The organism is Pararhizobium sp. IMCC3301 (assembly GCF_030758315.1).
In the GTDB taxonomy this organism is placed as follows: Bacteria; Pseudomonadota; Alphaproteobacteria; order Rhizobiales.
Genome location: NZ_CP132336.1, coordinates 808384 through 827039, shown reverse-complemented (window position 1 = coordinate 827039; position 18656 = coordinate 808384). Strand labels below are relative to the sequence as shown.

Annotated in this window: 25 protein-coding genes; 24 read left to right on the top strand and 1 reads right to left on the bottom strand. The window is 56.0% G+C overall.

Annotated features, from left to right (window positions below; genetic code table 11):
- Positions 1–42: 42 nt before the first annotated feature.
- From rplN to RAL88_RS03675, 24 genes are all read left to right on the top strand, one after another.
- Positions 43–411: a 50S ribosomal protein L14 gene (rplN, locus tag RAL88_RS03790; RefSeq protein WP_306257533.1), complete on the top strand. Its 369-nt coding sequence runs from the start codon at positions 43–45 to the stop codon at positions 409–411.
- Positions 411–728, top strand: a complete 318-nt coding sequence (gene rplX / locus RAL88_RS03785; protein ID WP_306267401.1) for a 50S ribosomal protein L24 — start codon at positions 411–413, stop codon at positions 726–728. The genes rplN and rplX overlap by 1 nt, the downstream gene beginning before the upstream one ends.
- Positions 721–1278 carry a 50S ribosomal protein L5 gene (gene rplE, locus RAL88_RS03780; RefSeq protein ID WP_306267400.1) on the top strand — a complete coding sequence of 186 codons (558 nt, stop codon included), beginning with the start codon at positions 721–723 and terminating at the stop codon, positions 1276–1278. Before rplX ends, rplE begins: the two co-directional genes overlap by 8 nt.
- A 35-nt stretch (positions 1279–1313) precedes the next feature.
- Positions 1314–1619: a 30S ribosomal protein S14 gene (rpsN, locus tag RAL88_RS03775; RefSeq protein ID WP_306267399.1), complete on the top strand. Its 306-nt coding sequence runs from the start codon at positions 1314–1316 to the stop codon at positions 1617–1619.
- 12 nt (positions 1620–1631) lie between these two features.
- A complete protein-coding gene (rpsH, locus tag RAL88_RS03770) occupies positions 1632–2030 on the top strand; it encodes a 30S ribosomal protein S8 (RefSeq protein WP_306267398.1) in 399 nt (132 codons plus the stop codon).
- A gap of 49 nt (positions 2031–2079) precedes the next feature.
- Positions 2080–2613 (top strand): 50S ribosomal protein L6, encoded by a 534-nt coding sequence (rplF, locus tag RAL88_RS03765; protein WP_306267397.1) that lies wholly within the window; start codon positions 2080–2082, stop codon positions 2611–2613.
- An 11-nt stretch (positions 2614–2624) separates the two neighbouring features.
- Positions 2625–2987, top strand: coding sequence for a 50S ribosomal protein L18 (gene rplR, locus RAL88_RS03760; RefSeq protein WP_306267396.1), 363 nt, complete (start codon positions 2625–2627; stop codon positions 2985–2987).
- 63 nt (positions 2988–3050) lie between these two features.
- Complete coding sequence (rpsE, locus tag RAL88_RS03755) at positions 3051–3599, top strand: 30S ribosomal protein S5 (RefSeq protein ID WP_306257526.1); 549 nt, start codon at positions 3051–3053, stop codon at positions 3597–3599.
- A gap of 45 nt (positions 3600–3644) precedes the next feature.
- Entirely contained in the window at positions 3645–3836 is a 192-nt protein-coding gene (gene rpmD, locus RAL88_RS03750; RefSeq protein WP_306267395.1) for a 50S ribosomal protein L30, read from the top strand.
- A gap of 110 nt (positions 3837–3946) precedes the next feature.
- A complete protein-coding gene (gene rplO / locus RAL88_RS03745) occupies positions 3947–4441 on the top strand; it encodes a 50S ribosomal protein L15 (RefSeq protein ID WP_306267394.1) in 495 nt (164 codons plus the stop codon).
- Between the two features lie 87 nt (positions 4442–4528).
- The gene (gene secY, locus RAL88_RS03740; RefSeq protein ID WP_306267393.1) at positions 4529–5863 is read left to right on the top strand and encodes a preprotein translocase subunit SecY; all 1335 of its coding nucleotides are present in this window, start codon (positions 4529–4531) and stop codon (positions 5861–5863) included.
- Positions 5860–6438 carry an adenylate kinase gene (locus RAL88_RS03735; RefSeq protein WP_306267392.1) on the top strand — a complete coding sequence of 193 codons (579 nt, stop codon included), beginning with the start codon at positions 5860–5862 and terminating at the stop codon, positions 6436–6438. The genes secY and RAL88_RS03735 overlap by 4 nt, the downstream gene beginning before the upstream one ends.
- A gap of 451 nt (positions 6439–6889) precedes the next feature.
- Positions 6890–7258, top strand: a complete 369-nt coding sequence (gene rpsM, locus RAL88_RS03730; RefSeq protein ID WP_306267391.1) for a 30S ribosomal protein S13 — start codon at positions 6890–6892, stop codon at positions 7256–7258.
- Between the two features lie 77 nt (positions 7259–7335).
- The gene (rpsK, locus tag RAL88_RS03725; RefSeq protein ID WP_306267390.1) at positions 7336–7725 is read left to right on the top strand and encodes a 30S ribosomal protein S11; all 390 of its coding nucleotides are present in this window, start codon (positions 7336–7338) and stop codon (positions 7723–7725) included.
- 192 nt (positions 7726–7917) lie between these two features.
- The gene (locus RAL88_RS03720) at positions 7918–8934 is read left to right on the top strand and encodes a DNA-directed RNA polymerase subunit alpha (protein ID WP_306267389.1); all 1017 of its coding nucleotides are present in this window, start codon (positions 7918–7920) and stop codon (positions 8932–8934) included.
- 97 nt (positions 8935–9031) lie between these two features.
- Complete coding sequence (gene rplQ / locus RAL88_RS03715; protein ID WP_306267388.1) at positions 9032–9460, top strand: 50S ribosomal protein L17; 429 nt, start codon at positions 9032–9034, stop codon at positions 9458–9460.
- Positions 9461–9706: 246 nt separating this feature from the next.
- Entirely contained in the window at positions 9707–11140 is a 1434-nt protein-coding gene (locus RAL88_RS03710) for a DegQ family serine endoprotease (protein WP_306267387.1), read from the top strand.
- Between the two features lie 30 nt (positions 11141–11170).
- Positions 11171–12469: a replication-associated recombination protein A gene (locus RAL88_RS03705; protein WP_371932162.1), complete on the top strand. Its 1299-nt coding sequence runs from the start codon at positions 11171–11173 to the stop codon at positions 12467–12469.
- Positions 12470–13333, top strand: a complete 864-nt coding sequence (locus tag RAL88_RS03700; RefSeq protein ID WP_306267385.1) for a hypothetical protein — start codon at positions 12470–12472, stop codon at positions 13331–13333.
- Between the two features lie 44 nt (positions 13334–13377).
- Positions 13378–13704 (top strand): CrcB family protein, encoded by a 327-nt coding sequence (locus RAL88_RS03695; protein ID WP_371932141.1) that lies wholly within the window; start codon positions 13378–13380, stop codon positions 13702–13704.
- Positions 13701–14708: an RluA family pseudouridine synthase gene (locus tag RAL88_RS03690; protein WP_306267383.1), complete on the top strand. Its 1008-nt coding sequence runs from the start codon at positions 13701–13703 to the stop codon at positions 14706–14708. Before RAL88_RS03695 ends, RAL88_RS03690 begins: the two co-directional genes overlap by 4 nt.
- 3 nt (positions 14709–14711) lie before the next feature.
- Positions 14712–15380, top strand: a complete 669-nt coding sequence (locus tag RAL88_RS03685) for an HAD-IA family hydrolase (RefSeq protein ID WP_306267382.1) — start codon at positions 14712–14714, stop codon at positions 15378–15380.
- On the top strand, positions 15377–16141 hold the full coding sequence (locus RAL88_RS03680; protein ID WP_306267381.1) for an ATP12 family chaperone protein: 765 nt from the start codon (positions 15377–15379) through the stop codon (positions 16139–16141). The genes RAL88_RS03685 and RAL88_RS03680 overlap by 4 nt, the downstream gene beginning before the upstream one ends.
- 77 nt (positions 16142–16218) lie before the next feature.
- Positions 16219–17751, top strand: coding sequence for an acyl-CoA carboxylase subunit beta (locus RAL88_RS03675; RefSeq protein ID WP_306267380.1), 1533 nt, complete (start codon positions 16219–16221; stop codon positions 17749–17751).
- 53 nt (positions 17752–17804) lie between these two features.
- Here the strand turns inward: RAL88_RS03675 and fghA are convergent, their stop codons facing one another.
- Positions 17805–18638, bottom strand: coding sequence for an S-formylglutathione hydrolase (gene fghA / locus RAL88_RS03670; RefSeq protein ID WP_371932161.1), 834 nt, complete (start codon positions 18636–18638; stop codon positions 17805–17807).
- Between the last annotated feature and the right edge of the window lie 18 nt (positions 18639–18656).

Below are 18656 nucleotides of genomic sequence, written 5' to 3'. Positions count from 1 at the left end.
GCAGTCGGAAATTGCTGTTCAACAACATAAAGGCAGCCAGTTATGATTCAGATGCAAACCAACCTCGAAGTGGCCGATAATTCCGGCGCACGACGTGTGCAGTGCATCAAGGTGCTTGGTGGTTCCAAGCGCAAATATGCATCGGTTGGCGACATTATTGTCGTCAGCGTGAAAGAAGCTATTCCCCGTGGCCGTGTGAAAAAGGGCGACGTGCTGAAAGCGGTTGTTGTGCGGACCCGCAAGGATCTGCGCCGCGCTGATGGCAGCGTCATCCGGTTCGACGGCAATGCAGCGGTGATCGTGAATAATAACAAGGAGCCGATCGGCACCCGTGTTTTTGGTCCGATCCCGCGTGAATTGCGCGCCAAGAACCACATGAAGATCATCCAGCTTGCGCCAGAGGTGCTGTAATGGCTGCTAAATTGAAAAAAGGCGACCGCGTTGTCGTGCTGACAGGCAAGGATAAGGGCCGTAATGGCGAAATTATCCGGGTCATGCCGAAAGAGGGCCGCGCCATGGTCAGCGGTATCAACATGGTCAAGCGCCACCAGCGCCAGAGCGCCGATGTTGAAGGCGGTATCGTGAACAAGGAAGCCGCTATCCAATTGTCCAATCTGGCATTGGAAGATCCCAAGGATGGCAAGCCGACCCGTGTTGGTTTCAAGGTAAATGATGAAGGCAAGAAGGTTCGCTTTGCGAAGCGTTCCGGAGAAATGATCGATGGCTGATGTTGCAGTGCAAGCCCGGCTTAAAGGGCAGTATGAAGAGGTTATTCGCGCCAAACTGATTGAACAGTTTGGTTACAAGAACCCGATGCAGGTTCCGGCCCTCGACAAGGTTGTGATCAATATGGGCATCGGCGAAGGCGTTGGTGACCAGAAGAAGGTGAAGGCAGCTGCCGAAGATCTTTCGCTGATCGCAGGTCAGCGTGCCGTCATTACGACAGCGCGCAAATCGATCGCGGGCTTCAAGGTGCGCGATGGAATGGCACTTGGTGCGAAGGTTACACTTCGCAAGATCAGAATGTATGAATTTGTGGATCGTCTGGTGACGATTGCATTGCCACGCGTTCGTGACTTTCGTGGTCTGAACCCGAAGAGCTTTGATGGCAATGGCAATTTCGCCATGGGTATCAAGGAACATATCGTGTTCCCCGAAATCGAATATGACAAAGTGGAACAGGTCTGGGGCATGGACGTGATTGTCTGCACAACCGCAGACAATGATGATGAAGCACGGGCATTGCTCAAGGCATTGAACTTTCCGTTCCGTCAGTAACGGATCTGGAAACGAGTCGCTAAGGACTAGGACGCATGGCTAAAAAAAGCGCTGTTGAAAAGAATAATGATCGCCGCAAATTGGTGGAAAAGTATGCTGCAAAGCGTGCGGCCCTGAAGGCGAAGACACGGGATCAAAGTGTTCCTGCCGAGGAACGCTTTCTGGCTCAGCTGGAACTGGCTGAACTGCCCCGGAATTCGTCGAAAACCCGTGTGCGGAACCGGTGCGAAGTCTCCGGACGTCCACGCGGTTTTTATCGCAAATTGAGAATGTCGCGTATTGCGCTGCGTGAACTTGGTTCCGCCGGCAAAGTGCCTGGCCTCGTCAAGTCCAGCTGGTAAGGAGAAACAGTCATGTCAATGTCTGATCCACTCGGCGATATGCTGACACGTATCCGTAACGCTTTGATGCGCGGCAAGAGCTCATGCTCGACACCGGCATCCAAGTTGCGCGCACGCGTTCTGGATGTGCTCCAGTCCGAAGGCTACATTCGCGGATATAGTGAAGTTGAGTATGAAAAGGGCAAGTCGGAATTTCAGATCGAACTGAAATATTTTGACGGCGATCCCGTGATTCAGAAAATCGAGCGGGTGTCGAAGCCCGGCCGGCGTGTTTACGCCGGTGCGGACGGTATTCCGCGTGTGGCCAATGGGCTGGGTGTTTCGATTGTGTCCACGCCACGCGGTGTGATGGCAGATCACGAAGCGCGGACCCAGAATATTGGTGGTGAGGTATTGTGCCGCGTCTTCTAGGACGTGTGCATGGTCGTGAAGTTTAACGAGAATTGGACAGGTAAGTCAGATGTCTCGGATTGGTAAAAAAGCAGTGGCGGTTCCTTCGGGAGTAACAGCCACGATTGATGGCCAACAGGTCAATGTCAAAGGCCCCAAGGGGGAACTGTCAGCTGTTCTGGTTGATAAGGTTCTGGCCTCCATGGGGGATAGCGGCATTGAAGTGAAGCCGGTTGATGGATCAAATGAGGCGCGTGCCATGTGGGGCATGTCCCGCACCATCGTGGAAAATCTGGTTCTCGGTGTCACCGAGGGCTTCAAAAAAGATCTTCAGATCAATGGGGTTGGTTATCGTGCCGCCGTTCAGGGTAAGAACCTGCAACTGGCGCTGGGTTTCAGCCACGAAGTTCTGTACGAAATTCCGGAAGGCATTCAGATTGCGTGTGCCAAGCCGACGGAAATCTCTGTGTCCGGTATCGACAAACAGAAAGTCGGTCAGGTTGCGGCTGAAATTCGCAAATATCGTCCGCCCGAGCCCTATAAGGGCAAAGGCGTCAAATATGCGGACGAATACATCTTCCGCAAAGAAGGCAAGAAGAAGTAACGGCTGATATCATGGCAAAGAATTTGACACTTTTCGAACGTCGTCGCGCCCGTGTTCGCCGTTCGCTTCACAAGACATCCACCGGTCGCCCGCGTTTGAGCGTGCACCGGTCGTCAAAAAATATCTATGCGCAGATCATCGATGATGTCGCAGGCAAGACTCTTGCTGCTGCGTCCTCATTGGACAAGGAATTGCGTTCAGATTTGAAAACAGGCGCTGACAGGGACGCAGCTGCGGCCGTTGGCAAGCTGGTTGCGGAACGTGCGGTTAACGCCGGCGTCAAGCAGGTCGTATTTGACCGTGGCGGCTTTATCTATCATGGCCGCGTCAAGGCGCTTGGTGATGCTGCCCGCGAAGGCGGTCTGGAATTCTAGGTTCAGGTGCAACCTGATCGATACTAATTGGGACAGGGTCCCATAAAATTGGAAAGAGTGAACATGGCTGGCAGAGATCGTGAAGAGCGCGACAGCGAATTCGTCGATAAGCTTGTACACATCAACCGTGTGGCAAAAGTGGTCAAGGGTGGCCGCCGTTTCGGATTTGCAGCCCTGGTGGTTGTTGGCGACCAGAAAGGCCGTGTCGGCTTTGGTCACGGCAAGGCCCGTGAGGTTCCTGAAGCGATTCGCAAGGCAACTGAAGCGGCCAAACGCGGCATGATCCGTGTGCCACTGCGTGAAGGCCGGACGTTGCATCACGATGCTTCAGGCCGCCATGGTGCCGGACGCGTGACGATGCGCTCCGCACCTGCGGGTACCGGAATTATTGCTGGTGGCCCAATGCGCGCGATTTTTGAAACGCTGGGCGTTCAGGATGTGGTTGCCAAATCTGTCGGCACATCAAATCCTTACAATATGATCCGCGCTACTTTTGAAGCGCTGAAAAATGAGAACAGCCCGCGCAGTGTGGCCTCTCGCCGTGGTATTAAAGTGTCAACGTTGCAGTCACGCCGGACCCCGGCTGAGGGCGGCGAAGTGGCAGAAGCATAAGCATTTATTCGCTGTTGCTTTTCAAAGAATTGAGTGGAGGCCATCATGGCTGATAGCAAGAAGAATACTGTTACAGTTGTGCAGACGGGAAGCCCATTGCGCCGTCCGCAGGAACAGCGCGCAACTCTGGTCGGCCTGGGGCTGAACAAGATGCAGCGCAGCGCCACGCTGGAAGATACGCCTGCCGTTCGCGGCATGATCCGCAAGGTCAGTCACCTGGTGCGTGTGGTCGAATAGACCAGCCACTGAGAAAACTTTCATCATGGCTGCCTTGAAATTGGCGGTCGTAACCGCGATATTTGGCTCTATGACTGCGTTACATTCGCGGCAAGTCTGGAATTGAAACAATGAAACTCAACGAACTTCAGGACAATGATGGTGCTGTAAAGGACCGGATGCGTGTTTCGCGCGGGATCGGGTCCGGCAAGGGCAAGACCGGTGGCCGTGGCGTCAAGGGTCAGAAGTCCCGCAGCGGTGTGTCCATCAAGGGATTTGAGGGTGGCCAGATGCCGCTTCACCGTCGCCTGCCAAAGCGCGGTTTCAACAATATTTTTGCCAAGAAGTTCACGGAAGTGTCTTTGGGCCGGCTGCAGATCGCGATTGATGCGGGCAAGCTGGACGCTGGTAAATCGATTGATGTCGAGGCGCTGATCGCGGCCGGCGTTGTGCGCAAGGCGAAAGACGGTGTGCGGCTTGTCGGTGGCGGCGAACTGAAAAGCAAGATTTCACTCGCTGTCGCAGGCGGTTCAAAGCCGGCTCTTGCCGCGGTGGAAAAAGTTGGCGGGTCTGTGACGATTATCGAGAACGGACCGGACGCCCAGGAAGCAGGCAGCAAAGCCTGATTAGACCCCGTTTGGAAGCCAGGCCAGAGGCAACGTTTTCTTCTCGTCGCCAGCCGGGTTTCAACAAGCCGGTGTGGAGAGAAATGAATGGCTTCTGCAGCTGAACAACTAGCGTCAAATATCAATTTTGGCGCTTTTTCCAAAGCGACCGAGCTCAAAAAGCGCATCTGGTTCACACTGGGTGCGCTGCTTGTTTATCGGCTCGGCACATATATTCCCTTGCCCGGCATCAACCCCGATGCGTTTGCGCTGGCCTTTGGTCAGGCGCAGCAGGGTGTTATCGGCCTGTTCAACATGTTCTCCGGCGGTGCGGTTGAGCGCATGGCGATATTTGCGCTCGGGATCATGCCTTACATTTCCGCCTCGATTATCATCCAGTTGATGACCACAGTGGTTCCCACTCTGGAACAACTGAAGAAAGAGGGCGAACAAGGCCGCAAGAAGATCAATCAGTACACACGTTACGGTACTGTTCTGCTGGCGGTGTTGCAATCCTACGGTATTGCGGCAGGTCTGGAAGGCGGCACAAACATTGTCTCCGATCCGGGCTGGTTCTTCAAACTGTCAACCATCATCTCGCTGACCGGAGGAACGATGTTCCTGATGTGGCTCGGCGAACAGATTACCGCCCGTGGCATCGGGAACGGCATTTCGCTGATTATCTTTGCTGGGATCGTGGCCGGTCTGCCGGGGGCCATTGCCGGTACTCTTGAACTTGGCCGGCAGGGTGCGATGTCGACCCTGCTGATTCTTGCCCTTCTCGTTCTGGCGATTGGCACAATCATGCTGATTGTCTTCGTTGAGCGGGCTCAGCGCAGATTGCTGATCCAGTATCCCAAGCGCCAGATGGGCAATCGGATGTTCCAGGGCGATTCCTCGCACCTGCCGTTAAAGCTGAACACGGCTGGCGTCATTCCGACAATCTTTGCGTCTTCGCTGTTGCTGCTGCCGACCACAGTGGCGACCTTTGCCAGTGGCACCGGCCCGGAATGGCTGAATGTTGTCGCCGCATGGCTGGGTCACGGCCAGCCGCTTTACATGTTGTTTTTCGCATCGATGATCGTATTTTTCTGTTTCTTCTACACAGCGATTGTGTTCAATCCGGCGGATACGGCCGACAATCTGAAACGCCATGGCGGGTTCATTCCCGGCATTCGTCCCGGTGATCGTACCGCGACCTATATCGATTATGTGCTGACACGCATTACTGTCGTTGGCGCAATATTCCTGGTGGTGGTCAGTCTGCTGCCGGAATTCCTGATTTCCGCAACCGGTGTTCCGTTCTACCTTGGTGGCACTTCCCTTTTGATCGTGGTCAGCGTAACCATGGATACAGTTTCTCAGGTGCAAGGCCATCTTCTGGCGCATCAATATGAGGGGCTTGTCAAAAAGTCGAAGTTGCGCGGGGGAAAACGTAGATGAGGTTGATATTGCTGGGGCCTCCAGGGGCAGGTAAGGGGACCCAGGCGAAATTCTTGACTGAACGGCATGGTTTTGCCCAGCTGTCCACCGGGGATATGCTCAGAGCGGCAGTTGCGGCGCGCTCGCCGATCGGTCTTCAGGTTAAAGAAATCATGGACCGGGGCGATCTGGTCTCCGATGATGTGGTTGTCAGAATCGTATCAGAGCGGGTGGACCAGCCGGATTGCGCGAAGGGGTTTATTCTCGACGGATTTCCCCGAACAGTTGCCCAGGCAGAAGCGCTGGACCAGATGCTGGAACGCAAGGGCCTGAAACTCGATGCGGTGATCGAAATTGCCGTTGATGAAGGAATACTTCTTGACCGTATCATCAAACGGGCAGAGGAAACGGAAGGAGGTCCGCGCGCGGATGACAATGCGGATGCACTTGCAAAACGCCTGTCAGTCTATCGTGAGCAGACCCAGCCATTGATTGATTATTACCACGGAACCGGCTTGTTGCGCTCGGTCGACGGGATGCAATCGATGGGTGAAGTGAGGTCGTCAGTCGAGATGACCTTGAAAGAGGTGGCCTAGAGCGTTGCATGATTAGATTGAACCATTTGATGCTCCAGATCAGTTCATCGGCAAGGCAGGCAACGCCGCTCGATGCGGCGCATCGGGCAAGTTGGCTAACGCTGTCCGGTGGGCTGATCTGGAGCACCGAAGGCCGGGCCTGTACGCCCGGCGGACGTCGTTACACTCCGCTTGTGGTCATGAAGACCACGGCGCGAAGTGTGCCTCGCCGGCAGACGCACAAACCCGGTCAAATGATTCAATCTAGTCATGAAACGCTCTAGCGGACCATCTGTATGGAATTGGCGGTTGACGAGTCGGCTACAACTCCTATAGATACCCGCAAACACATGGAATGACTGACCACATTGGGGCCGGGAGAATCCGGGGCCGAGGTGGTCATGTTTGTTCTGATGGATGCAGATTTACTTCATTGGCGTTGGTGCCGGTGATCTACCAAGGAGAGACGGTTTTGGCACGTATTGCTGGCGTCAACATTCCGACCAACAAACGCGTGGTCATTGCCCTACAGTATATTCACGGCATTGGTGCCGCGAAAGCTCGGGAAATCACGACAAAGGTCAATATTCCGGCAGAACGCCGGGTGAACGAGCTGTCCGATTCGGAAGTGTTGCAGATTCGCGAATCCATCGACCAGGACTATATGGTTGAAGGTGATCTGCGCCGCGAGCGGGCGATGAACATCAAACGTCTGATGGATCTGGGCTGCTATCGCGGTCTGCGCCATCGGCGTGGCTTGCCGACACGTGGGCAACGCACCCACACCAATGCCCGTACCCGCAAGGGTCCGGCACGGGCAATTGCCGGCAAGAAGAAATAATCAACAACTGACATTCCCCGGATTGTTCGGTGGAGCCGCTGGCTTGACGGCGGTGCTGAGATCGAAAGGACTATACGATGGCAAAAGAAAGCTCCCGCGTGCGTCGCCGCGAGAAAAAGAATATTATTTCCGGCGTGGCTCACATTAATTCCACGTTCAACAACACCATGATCACCATTACCGACGCCCAGGGCAACACGATTGCGTGGTCCTCCGCCGGAACAATGGGGTTCAAGGGATCCCGTAAATCGACCCCTTACGCTGCACAGGTTGCCAGTGAAGACGCCGCAAAAAAGGCGCAGGAACATGGCATGAAGACACTTGAAGTTGAAGTTCGTGGACCCGGTTCAGGCCGCGAGTCGGCATTGCGTGCGCTGCAGGCTGCAGGCTTTACGGTCACCACCATCCGGGATGTAACCTCTATTCCGCACAATGGTTGCCGTCCTCCGAAACGGCGTCGCGTTTAGGTTCATCAGAGTTTTGACTGCAGGGCATTTCCCTGCAGTCTTTTGGCGTTTTCAGGCTGGCCTGCCCACATCTCCAAGATCCGGGCCTGTTGCTGTAACCGAGAAACGAATTTGCCGGAATTGATCCACTGACAGGGATTGACAACCCGGCGCTGAACAAAGCCTTTGAAAAGGCCGAGAAAGGATTAGCACATGATCCAGAAAAATTGGCAGGAACTGATCAAGCCAACCAAGCTTGAGGTAAAGCCGGGCGATGAGCCGCACCGGATTGCAACGATTGTCGCTGAGCCGCTGGAACGCGGATTCGGCATGACACTCGGCAATGCGCTGCGCCGTATTCTGCTGTCATCGCTGCAGGGTGCTGCAGTGACCGCGGTCCAGATCGATGGCGTGCTTCACGAGTTTTCCTCCATTCCTGGCGTTCGTGAGGACGTGACTGATATCGTGCTCAACGTGAAAGCGATTGCTGTCAAGATGGAAGGCGATGGCCCGAAACGCATGACCGTGCGCAAGCAGGGTCCAGGAGCCGTTACCGCAGCTGATATTCAGACTGTTGGCGATGTTGAAATTCTCAACCCAGACCTGGTGCTGTGCACATTGGATGAAGATGCGGAAATGCGCATTGAATTCACTGTCAATACCGGCAAGGGCTATGTGTCCGCTGAACGCAACCGCCCGGAAGATGCGCCGATTGGCCTGATTCCGGTCGACAGCCTGTATTCGCCGGTCCGCAAAGTGTCCTACAAGGTGGAAAACACCCGTGAGGGCCAGGTTCTGGATTATGACAAACTGCTGATGACGGTCGAAACCGACGGTTCGATTTCCCCGGAAGACTCGGTCGCTTTCGCTGCCCGTATTCTGCAGGATCAATTGTCGATCTTCGTGAACTTCGAAGAACCTCAGAAAGAGGTTGTCGAAGATCAGGCCCCTGAACTGGCATTCAATCCGGCGCTGCTGAAGAAGGTGGACGAACTGGAATTGTCGGTGCGTTCGGCAAACTGCCTGAAGAACGACAACATTGTCTATATTGGTGATCTGATCCAGAAAACCGAAAGCGAAATGCTGCGCACACCGAATTTCGGTCGCAAATCGCTGAACGAGATCAAGGAAGTTCTGGCGGGCATGGGCCTCCATCTTGGCATGGAAGTCGAAAACTGGCCGCCGGAAAATATCGACGATCTGGCGAAGCGTTTCGAAGATCAGTACTGACTAACAGATGCGGTGCAAGCCGCTTAATTTGAGAAAGCCCCCGGATACACCGTGGATATCCACACCGTCCGGGGCATCATAGAAAGAGGAGAGGGCCATGCGCCACCGCAAATCAGGCCGCAAGCTCAACCGTACATCGAGTCACCGCAAGGCGATGTTTGCGAACATGTCGGCGTCGCTCATTACCCATGAGCAGATCGTCACTACCCTGCCAAAGGCGAAAGAATTGCGCCCGGTTGTCGAAAAGCTGATCACATTGGCGAAACGCGGTGACCTGCATGCCCGACGTCAGGCGATTTCGCAGATTCGCGATATTGCGGCGGTGGGCAAACTGTTTGATACGCTTGCCGCGCGTTATAAGGACCGTCAGGGCGGTTACACACGGGTGCTGAAGGCCGGGTTCCGTTTCGGCGACAATGCGCCGGTTGGCGTCATTGAACTGGTTGACCGCGATGTCGACGCGAAAGGTGCTGCCGATCATGCCCGCACCGAAAGCGAAGAAGCCGCCGAAACCGTCGCTGCCTGATCTGCCGCAATAAAAGTGTGAGCCCCATGCGTTTTGGGGCGTCTGCTGATCGTGTAACTGCCGGAATGTGTTTCACTTGCGCTCCGGCGAATCGTTTAAAACCGAAGCCGCTCAACGCAGGTTCGGAAGCCGTATTTGATTCCGGCAAAACTGTGTAAAGGCGGCCTTCGTGCCGCCTTTTTCTTTGCCTTGTCTGTTCTCAGAGCACATCATTCACAGCACTTGATCCACAGTTGGGAAATCAGCATGTCTTTTCTTCATCGCTATACCGGAACGCTCCGGATTCTTGCCGCCTTCTGTCTTATTGCCCTGTCGGCAGCACAGCCTGCTGCCGGCCAGCGCGTGCCGGACAACCAGGCACAGATGCGGTTCAGCTTTTCCCCCATCGTCAAGCGTGTCGCGCCAGCAGTGGTGAATGTCTACGCCACGCGCATGGTCAGCCAGCGGCCGCAGACGCCCTTCGGCAATGATCCCTTCTTCCGTCGTTTCTTCGGTGATCAGGTCCCGGGCTCGCGCCCACAACGCAGCCGGCAGACCAGTTCTCTGGGCTCGGGCGTCATCGTCGATCCGAGCGGTATTGTGGTGACCGCCAATCATGTCATCCAGGATGCCAGCAGCATCAAGGTCGTCCTCGCCGACAAGCGTGAATTTGAAGCTGAAATAGTTCTGAAGGATGAACGCACCGATCTTGCCATTCTGCGTATCAATCTGGATGGCCGCCGCGAAACATTTCCCTATCTGGATTTCGCCGACAGTGATGCATTGGAGGTTGGCGATCTTGTGCTGGCAATCGGAAACCCCTTCGGTGTCGGTCAGACTGTGACCAGCGGCATTGTTTCGGCGCTGGCACGCACCAGGGTCGGCGTCACCGACTACCAGTTCTTCATTCAGACGGATGCGGCGATCAATCCGGGAAATTCCGGCGGCGCACTGGTGGACACAAGGGGATTTCTGGTCGGTATCAATACAGCGATTTTCTCGCGCTCCGGCGGATCGAACGGCGTTGGTTTTGCCATTCCGGCCAACATGGTCAGTGTCGTCGTGGCGGCGTCGGATATGGGCGATATCGTCCAGCGGCCCTGGCTTGGCGCGACTTTCCAGCCAGTCTCTTCAGATATTGCAGACAGCCTCGGGCTTGATCGCCCGCGTGGTGCTCTGGTCACCGGTGTGGAGAAGAACGGTCCCTTTGACCTTGCCGGAATTCGCGTTGGCGATCTGGTTGTGCGGATGGAAGGCAACCGGCTCGATGACCCGGATGAGTTGGGATACAGGCTGGCAACAAGGCAGCTTGGCGATGAGGTCTCGTTCCTGATACGCCGTGGCAAAAAACGGATGCGCATATCCCTGACCATGCAACCGCCCCCCGAGACAGTGCCGCGGGATGAGCAGTTGCTGACCGGCAGATCGCCTCTCGCCGGGGCAACCATTGCCAATCTGTCTCCGGCCCTGGCGCAGGAAATCGGCGCACTCAAGAATTCCGGTGTGGTCATTCTGTCGGTCGAGCCAGGCTCGCCCGCTGCGCGGTACAGATTCCGCCCAGGCGACATGATTCTCGAACTCAACGGCCGTGACATGGATGATACGAAACAGCTTGCCAGACGGATTGATCGCGGTAGCCAGATGTGGCGCTTCAAACTGGACCGCGCTGGCAGAATCATTCGATTTGCGGTGGGTGGATAGAACGTGCCTTCGCTGTTTGATGCAGCCAATATGGGTGCAGATGCGCCACGACCACTGGCTGACCGGCTGAGACCGGCTGCGCTTGCAGATGTGGTCGGACAGGATCATATCGTCGGCGCAGAAGGAACGCTGACGCGCATGTTGCGCAGCGGCCGTGTCGGCTCTCTGGTGTTCTGGGGTCCGCCCGGCACCGGGAAAACCACAGTCGCCAGATTGCTCGCGAATGAAACTGATCTTCATTTTGAGCAATTGTCGGCGATTTTCTCGGGTGTGGCGGATCTGAAAAAAATCTTCGAAACCGCACGCCACCGGCGCAGCACCGGGCAGGGCACGTTGCTGTTTGTCGACGAGATCCACCGCTTCAACCGGGCGCAACAGGACGCCTTTTTGCCGGTCATGGAAGACGGCACGGTCACACTGGTCGGTGCGACCACGGAAAATCCGTCATTCGAGCTGAATTCGGCGGTGCTGTCTCGCGCGCAGGTGCTGGTGTTCAAAGCGCTTGATGACACCGCTATCGGGGCGATGTTGACCCGTGCCGAAACATTTATGGAGCACAAACTACCGCTGGATTCTGAAGCCAGATCTTCGCTCATCCGGATGGCAGATGGAGATGGCCGTGCGGCGCTGAGCCTTGCCGAAGAGGTTTGGCGCGCTGCCGGCAAAGACGAATTGTTTGATGCGGCGATGTTGCAGACCGTGCTGCAGCGGCGGGCGCCGATTTACGACAAGAGTGAAGACGGGCATTACAATCTCATATCCGCGCTGCACAAATCGGTGCGCGGCTCCGATCCGCAGGCCTCTCTGTATTATCTGTGCCGTATGCTGGATGCCGGTGAAGACCCGCTCTATCTGGCGCGCCGGCTGGTGCGCATGGCATCGGAAGATATCGGGCTGGCTGACCCGCAAGCGCTGGCGCAATGTATCGCTGCGCGGGATTCGTTTGAGTTTCTGGGCAGTCCGGAGGGCGAATTGGCGTTGGCTCAGGCCGTGGTGTATCTTGCCACCGCGCCCAAATCCAATGCGCTCTACACCGCTTACAAACAGGCCATGAATGCGGCCAGATCCAATGGCTCTCTGATGCCGCCGAAACAGATTCTGAACGCGCCGACCAAACTGATGAAACAGGAAGGGTATGGCGGCGGCTATCTGTATGATCATGATCAGCCCGAAGCCTTTTCCGGACAGCGTTACCTGCCTGATGAACTGGGTGATGCGCAGTTTTACTATCCTGTCCCGCGCGGATTTGAACGTGACCTTCAAAAACGGCTGGACTACTGGGACAAACTGCGGCAGGACCGCACTCGACACCTAAAGAATGAGGACTGAATGAACCGGTTTGACAGGTTTTTGGCGATCGACTGGTCCGGCGCCATGGGCGAGCGGCAACGTGGCATTCAGATCGCCTATCTCGATATTGAGGCGGGTACTGGCCCTGTTCTCATGCGTCTGCCGGATGCCAAGAACTGGGGCCGGGTAGTCATCAAGAATCTTTTGATGAAACTGGCGAGAGCGGATCGACGGACCCTTGTGGGCCTGGATTTCTGTTTTTCGGTGCCGTGGCCGGAAGAGGGCCCGCTGCCGGAAGGCGAAGCGCCGCTGGACCGGGTGGAAGAGCTGTGGGATCTGGTGGAAAATATCTGTTCGGGAGAGGCGCATTACTACGCAGGCCCTGCCATTCGCAGTATGGAGTCAGCGTTCGCGCCTTATATTCTGTGTGATCGGTACCGGGGCGACGAGTTTCGCTTTGACCGGTTTCGTGAAACCGAGAGTCAGTTGTCGCCAAAGCCGGCCAGCATTTATCACTGTATGGGAGCCAAGCAGATCGGGCCCGGTTCATTTGCCGGCATGAGAATGTTTCACGCCTTACGAGCGGTCAACGACCACCGCATTGCGATCTGGCCGTTTGACCCGATCGAGGATGCCAATGTGGTTCTGTGCGAAATGTATCCGAGCCTGTTTTATCAAATGGCTGGTCTAAAGCGTGCTTATGATCACGAAACCATCCAGAATACGCTGGCTTATTTTCACTCCGGCAGCCCCCCGCGGATGAGTATCCAGGACGAGGCTGACGCGGTGATTTCTGTGGCGGCGTTGCGCGCGTTGGCGGCGGACCCGACCCTGTTTTCTGATCCGCGCAGGGTTGCCGCAGCGCAAAGGGAAGGCTGGATTTTCGGCCTTGCGCCTTCATGACCGGATTGCTGGCTGTTGCTGTTGGGGGTGCATTGGGAGCCTGCTTGCGTTATGGATCGGGACTGCTGATCCTGCGCCTGGCTGGTGGTGCCTATCCTCTGGGAACGCTGTTTGTAAACGTAGTCGGGTCATTTTTGATGGGAGCAGTGGCCGGTCATTTCGTGCTGAAAGGTGGCTCTGATGAGTTGCGTCTGTTTGTGATGACGGGATTGCTGGGCGGTTTCACAACCTTCTCCGCCTTCTCCCTGGAGTCGCTTATGCTATGGCAACGTGGCGAGGGCGGGATTGCTGCGCTGTATGTTGCCGGCCAGGTGGCGCTGTGTCTGGCCGCCATCGTTGCCGGGGCAAAGCTGATAAGGGCATTTGCATGAACGCGGTTCAAATGAAGAAAGTCGATGTGGATGAAGCTGATATGCGGCTTGACCGCTGGTTCAAGGCGCATTTTCCGGGCCTCGGCTTCGGCCAGTTGCAAAAACTTATACGCTCCGGGCAGATCCGGGTGGAAGGCGGCCGGGTCAAGACGTCGACACGGCTTCTGGCCGGCCAGATGGTCCGCGTTCCGCCGATAACCGGCGCTGCGGCGCCCGATCAGGCCCTGGGTCAGTCAAAAGCGGCCTGGCGCGAAGACGATGCCACATTTCTGCGCTCGCTTATCCTGCATGACGACAAACATGTGATGGTTCTGAACAAGCCTTTTGGATTGGCTGTTCAGGGCGGCTCCGGCATCAACCGGCATGTCGATGGCATGCTGGAAGCGTTCCGCGACCGCAAGGGGCAGAAACCGCGTCTTGTGCATCGGCTCGACCGGGACACAACCGGCGTTATGCTGATTGCCAAGACCCGCAGCGCTGCCAAGGCGATGGCTGAATCGTTCCGTCACCGCGATACGCGAAAAACCTATTGGGCTGTGGTCAAAGGCGTACCGCGGCCGAATGAAGGGCGGATTTCAACTCATCTGCTGAAAGAATCGACGGATGATGGCGATCGCATGCGCATCGCGCGTCACGGCGAGCCGGATGCCGACCACGCAGTTACCAATTACCGGGTCATCGAAAAAGCCGGAGACCGGTTATCCTGGCTTGAATTGAAGCCGGTCACCGGGCGAACTCACCAGTTGCGGATACACACCCAGTACATCGGAACTCCGATCATCGGCGATCCGAAATATTTCGATATCGAGAACTGGGAACTGCCCAACGGAATTCAAAAGCGGCTGCATCTGCATGCCCAGCGCATTGTCATTCCGCATCCGGCACCGCATCTTGGTATTCCGGTTCTGGATATCTCAGCGCCCTTGTCACCGCATATCAAGCAGACTTTCAATCTGCTTGGCTTTGATGAGGAAAACGGCATGTCTGACGAGGAAGAATTCTAGTCCATGCGCCTGATATTGTTTGATTGCGACGGCACTTTGATTGACAGTCAGCACATGATCGTAGCGGCGATGGACAGAGCTTTCACGGCGCTTGAGCTGGAGCCGCCCTCCCGTGAGCGCACTCTTGCGATCATCGGCCGTTCGCTGCATGAAGCCATGACTGATCTGACCGATGCGGATCACCCCATCGAAAAGCTGGTGACGACCTACCGCAAGAGTTTCTTTGAGTTGCGCAGTGATCCGGATTATCACGAGCCGCTCTATGAGGGCGCCAAAGCCTGTCTTGACGCACTTGCCGCACAGGACGACGTGTTGCTGGGTCTTGCAACAGGCAAGTCGCGGCGCGGTGTCGACGCTATTTTAGATCTGCATTCGCTGCAGAACCGGTTCGTCACCATTCAGACATCGGATAATGCACCTTCCAAGCCGGACCCCGCCATGGTGCAGCAGGCTTTGCGGGAAACAGGCGCTTCTGCCGCTGAGACGGTCCTGATCGGCGATACCAGTTTTGACATGATGATGGCGCGAAACGCCTCGATTGAGGCATTGGGCGTGACCTGGGGCTATCACCAGCCGGCAGCGCTGATGCAGGCCGGTGCCGGCGCATTGTTCGATAGCTTTGCCGAGCTTCAGAGCCACCTGCTGTTAGATCAGAGTGGCCAGAGATCGTGACTCCATTGGATACGGACCCGGTCAAACGGGCGCAAAAACACTTGGCTCCGGAATTGCCGAAACGTTTCTATAAGGAAGCCAGCCTTGCCGAACGCGATGGGGCCTGTCAGCTGCTGCTTGACGGTCGTCCTGCCCGCACACCGGCCAAGCATCCGCTGGCCATCCGCCATACCGCTTTCGCCGATGAACTGGTCAAAGAATGGGCGAACCAGAAACAGCATATCAACCCGGTGCAGATGCCGTTTACACGGTTGGCCAATTCGGCGATTGACGGCGTTGCATCAGCGCTGGACGCAGTGGCGGTGGAAACCTCTGCCTATGCGCAAAGCGATCTTCTGTTCTACCGGGCCGGGCAGCCGGATGATCTGGTGGCTTTGCAAAGCCAGCACTGGGATCCGGTTCTGGACTTTTTCAAGGTCCAGTATGAGACGCGGTTTCTGCTCGCCGAAGGCATGATGTATCTGGACCAGCCGGCTGAGAGCGTCGCCCGAATTTCCGCTCTGGTAGCAAATTACAAGACTGATCCGCTCTGTCTGGCCGGTCTTCAGGTCATGACGTCACTGACCGGATCGGTCCTGATTGCCCTGGCAGCAGCCGAAGGTGCGCTTACAGGTCATTCAGCCTGGGCAGCGGCTCATGTCGATGAAGACTGGAACATCTCGCATTGGGGTGCCGATGCAGAAGCACAGGCGAGGCGCGCCTTCCGGCGCCGCGAGTTCGACGTCGCGCTTTTGGCCGCCGCCCATCTGTCAGACCAATGATTATCTTCTCGTTGTCTTGTTTTGCGTGGTAATCCTGTTCAGTATTGCTGCAGGCACGATACCAGACTGGGAATTCTATGACATCTGTACTGGCTGAACTGGAAGCCCGCCGCGCCGATGCGCGGCTTGGTGGTGGCAAGCGGCGCATCGAAGCCCAGCATGCCAAGGGTAAGCTGACCGCCCGCGAACGGCTGAAGATTCTGCTCGATGAAGACTCATTTGAAGAATACGACATGTTCGTACAGCATCGCTGTACCGATTTCGGCATGGAAGACACCAGGATTGCCGGGGATGGCGTGGTTACCGGCTGGGGTACGATCAACGGCCGTCCGGTGTTTGTGTTTGCCAAGGATTTTACGGTTTTCGGCGGTTCGCTTTCCGAAACGCATGCTCTGAAAATCAGCAAGATTCAGGATATGGCGCTGAAAAACCGCACGCCGATCATCGGACTGTTCGATGCGGGCGGAGCACGTATTCAGGAAGGCGTGGCGGCTCTTGGCGGCTATGGCGAAGTGTTTCAGCGCAATGTGCTGGCCTCCGGCGTGATTCCGCAGATTTCCGTAATCATGGGACCATGCGCCGGTGGCGATGTGTATTCGCCGGCCATGACCGATTTCATCTATATGGTACGTGATACCAGCTACATGTTTGTAACCGGTCCAGATGTTGTGAAAACGGTGACCAATGAGACTGTCACTGCCGAGCAGTTGGGTGGGGCCTCGATTCACACCACCCGATCATCAATTGCCGATGGCGCATACGACAATGATGTGGAGGCCCTGCTGGAAATCCGGCGGTTGGTGGATTTTCTGCCGGCCAGCAATATTTCCGACCTTCCCGAACTTGCACAGCAGGATGATCCGGAGCGAATCGAACCATCGCTCGACACGATCATTCCCGACAGCGCCAACAAACCCTATGATGTGAAGGAACTGATCGTCAAAACGCTGGATGACGGCGATTTCTTTGAAATTCAGGAAAAACACGCGGCCAATATCGTTATTGGTTTTGGCCGTATGGAGGGCCGCACGGTCGGGGTCGTGGCCAATCAGCCAATGGTGCTGGCAGGTGTACTGGACAGCGATGCGAGCCGGAAGGCGGCCCGGTTCGTGCGGTTTTGCGATTGTTTCAACATTCCAATCATCACCTTTGTCGATGTCCCGGGCTTTCTGCCAGGGACGGCGCAGGAATATGGCGGTCTGATCAAGCACGGTGCCAAACTTCTGTTTGCCTATGCCGAGGCAACCGTTCCAAAAATCACGATCATTACGCGAAAAGCCTATGGCGGCGCTTACGATGTGATGGCGTCAAAACATCTGCGCGGCGATGTGAATTACGCCTGGCCAAGTGCCGAAATTGCGGTGATGGGTGCCAGGGGTGCGGTGGAAATCATTTTCCGCAAGGATATCGAGAATTCCGAACGCATCGCAGAACACACAAAGGGCTATGAGAAGCGCTTTCTGTCGCCTTTCGTTGCAGCTGAACGCGGCTATATCGATGATGTCATAATGCCGCACTCGACACGGCGGCGGGTGTCGCGGGCGCTGCGGCTTTTACGCAACAAACAGTTGGAAAACCCCTGGAAAAAGCACGATAACATCCCTTTGTAATCATCCAACGATCTATCTGTATTTCATCCTGAAGCTGGAGACCTGGATGCGCGCTACTCGACCAGCCGCTCCGCATGCCATGCAATATGGTCAGCCATAAAGCTGGAAATGAAATAATAGGAGTGGTCATAGCCTTCGTGGCGCCGGAGCGTCAGGGCGATGCCAGCCGAGCGGCAGGCAGCTTCCAGCGCATCCGGTTTCAGATTGTCCTGCAAAAATTCATCGGCGAGGCCCTGATCCACCAGGATGTCATCGACCTGGTGGCCATCCTCGATCAGAGCAACGGCATCTGCCGACCGCCAGGCCGTGTCATCGTCGCCCAAATATCGCGGCAACGCATACTTGCCCCATGCGCTGGTGGCTGGGTTGGCAATCGGCGCAAAGGCGGAAACAGAGCGGTAAAGGCCGGAATGTTTCAGCGCCAGTGTCAAGGCGCCATGGCCCCCCATTGAATGGCCGAAAATAGAGTCTCTTGAGTCGCTTACAGAAAAATTCTGAGAGATGAGATGCGGCAGTTCCGCGGTGATGTAGCGTTCCATATTGAAATGGGTGGCATAAGGCGGTTGTGTCGCATTCAGATAAAAGCCGGCGCCCTGTCCGAAATAGTAGACTTCCTCATTGGCAACGTCGTCGCCGCGCGGACTGGTGTCCGGGCAAATGACAATCAGGCCGTGCCGGGCCGCGGCTGCGCGGTATTCGCCTTTTTCCATGACATTTGCATGACTGCAGGTGAGGCCCGATAAATAGGTCAGGGTCGGGCAGGGGCCTTCAGCTGCCTGCGGCGGCAGAAATATTGCGAATGTCATGGTGCATTGGCAGGCTTCGCTCCAATGGCTGTAGACCCGCTGGGAGCCGCCGTGAGAGCGCCGTTCCTCAATCAGTTTCAACTCTGGCATTACCGCTCC

Coding starts and splice junctions, on each gene's coding strand:
- rplN (WP_306257533.1), top strand. CDS start 43: ATGATTCAGATGCAAACCAACCTCGAAGTGGCCGATAATTCCGGCGCA.
- rplX (WP_306267401.1), top strand. CDS start 411: ATGGCTGCTAAATTGAAAAAAGGCGACCGCGTTGTCGTGCTGACAGGC.
- rplE (WP_306267400.1), top strand. CDS start 721: ATGGCTGATGTTGCAGTGCAAGCCCGGCTTAAAGGGCAGTATGAAGAG.
- rpsN (WP_306267399.1), top strand. CDS start 1,314: ATGGCTAAAAAAAGCGCTGTTGAAAAGAATAATGATCGCCGCAAATTG.
- rpsH (WP_306267398.1), top strand. CDS start 1,632: ATGTCAATGTCTGATCCACTCGGCGATATGCTGACACGTATCCGTAAC.
- rplF (WP_306267397.1), top strand. CDS start 2,080: ATGTCTCGGATTGGTAAAAAAGCAGTGGCGGTTCCTTCGGGAGTAACA.
- rplR (WP_306267396.1), top strand. CDS start 2,625: ATGGCAAAGAATTTGACACTTTTCGAACGTCGTCGCGCCCGTGTTCGC.
- rpsE (WP_306257526.1), top strand. CDS start 3,051: ATGGCTGGCAGAGATCGTGAAGAGCGCGACAGCGAATTCGTCGATAAG.
- rpmD (WP_306267395.1), top strand. CDS start 3,645: ATGGCTGATAGCAAGAAGAATACTGTTACAGTTGTGCAGACGGGAAGC.
- rplO (WP_306267394.1), top strand. CDS start 3,947: ATGAAACTCAACGAACTTCAGGACAATGATGGTGCTGTAAAGGACCGG.
- secY (WP_306267393.1), top strand. CDS start 4,529: ATGGCTTCTGCAGCTGAACAACTAGCGTCAAATATCAATTTTGGCGCT.
- RAL88_RS03735 (WP_306267392.1), top strand. CDS start 5,860: ATGAGGTTGATATTGCTGGGGCCTCCAGGGGCAGGTAAGGGGACCCAG.
- rpsK (WP_306267390.1), top strand. CDS start 7,336: ATGGCAAAAGAAAGCTCCCGCGTGCGTCGCCGCGAGAAAAAGAATATT.
- RAL88_RS03720 (WP_306267389.1), top strand. CDS start 7,918: ATGATCCAGAAAAATTGGCAGGAACTGATCAAGCCAACCAAGCTTGAG.
- rplQ (WP_306267388.1), top strand. CDS start 9,032: ATGCGCCACCGCAAATCAGGCCGCAAGCTCAACCGTACATCGAGTCAC.
- RAL88_RS03710 (WP_306267387.1), top strand. CDS start 9,707: ATGTCTTTTCTTCATCGCTATACCGGAACGCTCCGGATTCTTGCCGCC.
- RAL88_RS03705 (WP_371932162.1), top strand. CDS start 11,171: ATGGGTGCAGATGCGCCACGACCACTGGCTGACCGGCTGAGACCGGCT.
- RAL88_RS03700 (WP_306267385.1), top strand. CDS start 12,470: ATGAACCGGTTTGACAGGTTTTTGGCGATCGACTGGTCCGGCGCCATG.
- RAL88_RS03690 (WP_306267383.1), top strand. CDS start 13,701: ATGAACGCGGTTCAAATGAAGAAAGTCGATGTGGATGAAGCTGATATG.
- RAL88_RS03685 (WP_306267382.1), top strand. CDS start 14,712: ATGCGCCTGATATTGTTTGATTGCGACGGCACTTTGATTGACAGTCAG.
- RAL88_RS03675 (WP_306267380.1), top strand. CDS start 16,219: ATGACATCTGTACTGGCTGAACTGGAAGCCCGCCGCGCCGATGCGCGG.